This is a genomic window from Corynebacterium gottingense (assembly GCF_003693265.1).
In the GTDB taxonomy this organism is placed as follows: Bacteria; Actinomycetota; Actinomycetes; order Mycobacteriales; family Mycobacteriaceae; genus Corynebacterium; species Corynebacterium gottingense.
Genome location: NZ_RDRE01000100.1, coordinates 1 through 2,029, shown reverse-complemented (window position 1 = coordinate 2,029; position 2,029 = coordinate 1). Strand labels below are relative to the sequence as shown.

The 2,029-nt window shown below is 70.0% G+C and carries 2 protein-coding genes and 1 pseudogene; 1 reads left to right on the top strand and 2 read right to left on the bottom strand.

Features of this window, described 5'->3' with window-relative positions; translation table 11 throughout:
- Window positions 1-110, bottom strand: a pseudogene (locus tag EAW56_RS11910) (DNA-binding response regulator); the annotation flags it as partial.
- On the bottom strand, window positions 107-1,207 hold the full coding sequence (locus EAW56_RS11905) for a sensor histidine kinase (protein WP_122086763.1): 1,101 nt from the start codon (window positions 1,205-1,207) through the stop codon (window positions 107-109). The gene EAW56_RS11905 and the pseudogene EAW56_RS11910, both read right to left, overlap by 4 nt.
- 101 nt (window positions 1,208-1,308) lie before the next feature.
- Between EAW56_RS11905 and EAW56_RS11900 the strand changes: the two genes are divergently transcribed.
- Window positions 1,309-2,029, top strand: a 721-nt coding sequence (locus EAW56_RS11900; protein WP_244213431.1) for an ABC transporter permease family protein, incomplete at its 3' end; no start/stop codon positions are given.

Below are 2,029 nucleotides of genomic sequence, written 5' to 3'. Positions count from 1 at the left end.
GTGCCGTCCGCGCCTTCGGCGACGACCTCGATGTCACCGAAGGAGTCGAGGACGGCGCGGAGTCCGGCGCGGACGACCGGGTGGTCGTCGATAAGCATGACCCTGATCATGGTGCCTCCTTGCGTTGAACCGGGAGCGTTGCCGCGAGCACGTTGCCCTCCACCGAGAGCTCACCGCCGGCCTCCTCCACGCGGGCGCGCAGGCCGCGCAGGCCGAAGCCCTCCTTGCCGGACATGCCGCGGCCGTTATCAAAGACGTCGACGGTAACGGTGTCACCCAGCTTATCCACCGTCACGACCGCTTTCGAGGCGTGCGCGTGGCGCACCACGTTGCTTAAGCCCTCGCGGACCACGCGCTCGACCACCTCCGCCGCAGGGCCGACCACGTCCACTACGTTGACCTGCACCTCCAGCGGCTCGCCGAGGGCGCGCTGCCGGTCCTGCGCGGACCGCGCCAGCGCCCGGACCTGCTCCGGCAGGGTGCGGCGCGGCGGCTCGGCCCCGCCGCCCTCCGCGTTCACGGCCACGAACCGGCGCGCCTCCGCGAGGTTGTCCGCCGCCACCTCGCGGATGGTGGTGAGGGTGGCGCGCGCGGTGGCGTCGTCAAGCTGCTTGTCCAGCGCCCTGCCCAGCAGCACGATGGAGCTCAACCCCTGCGCCATCGTGTCGTGCACCTCGCGCGACAGGCGGGCGCGCTCCTCCGCCGCGCCGCGGTTGCGCTCCGAGACCTCGAGTTCGAGCGCGAGCGCCTTGTAGTGCTGCGCCTCGGCGCGAAGCATGTTGTAGATCTGCACGGTGACCACCGCGACGACCGTGCCGATGGTCGGGCCGATCAGCCCGCCCAACCCGGAGGCGGGCACCGTCACGCTGAGTGTGAGCGCCAGCATCGCGGCAGCCACGACCAGGCTCGCGGCGGTGGGCAGGAGGATGGCGGCGAGGATGACCAGCGGGAACTCCAGCCACACGTACGCCTCGGAGCGCAGCGCCAGCGCCACCCACAGCGCCGCGATGATGGCGAGCCACGCCCACGACGCGCGCGCCGAGTACTCCGTGCCGCGGTTGTGCGCCACGGTGCCCGCCAGATAGACGGCGGCGAAGAGGAGCGCGAGCGGCGTGAAGTCGCCCAGCATGCCCACGAGCAGGAGGACCGCGACCAGCAGGTGCAGGCTGACGCGGAGGACGGCGAGGATTCGGCTGGTGGTTTGCACGCGCACAAGCCTAATCAACCGATCGGTTGACTCAAGGTTCCACCGCTCGCCTGATGTGGAACGGTGCAGGTCAGGCAGATAATGGGGGCATGTTCGTTGGATTGAGAGAAATTGGAAACGCTAAGGGTCGCTTCGGCCTGATCATTGGCGTCGTGGGGCTGATCACTCTCCTCGTCGTCATGCTCACCGGTCTGACGGCTGGCCTTGGCAAGCAGAATACGTCGGCGCTTGAGGCGCTCAACCCGCACTCGGTCGTGTTCAAGGATATGGAGGAGCCCTCCTACACCACGTCCCGCGTGGGCCCGGAGGACGCGCAGGCCGGCGACGTCCCGCTGGGCACCGGCCAGACCCTGCTGTCCCGCGCGGACGGCACCGAGGAGTCCGTGGCCATCCTGGGCCTGCCGGAGGGCACGAGGCTGCCCAACGGCGAGGTGGTGGGCACCGACGCCATCGCCTCCGAGTCCCTGGGCCTGACCCCGGGCGAGGAGCTCACCGTGGGCGGCGCGCCCGTGACCGTGGGCAGCACCGCCGACGACCTGGAGTACTCGCACTCGCCGGTCCTGTGGGTGCCCACCAGGGATTGGCAGGCCGCCATGCACACCGACGCCGAGGGAACGGTCCTCCTTGCCAGCGACGACCGCGGCATGAAGCTGTCCGACTCCTTCAACGCCCTGCCGGCCTACGGCTCCGAGCGCGGCTCCCTGCTCATGATCCAGGGCTTCCTGTACGCGATCGCCGCGCTGGTCATCGTCGCCTTCCTCACCGTGTGGACGATGCAGCGCACCCGCGACCTGGCCATCCTCAAGGCGATCGGCGCGTCGA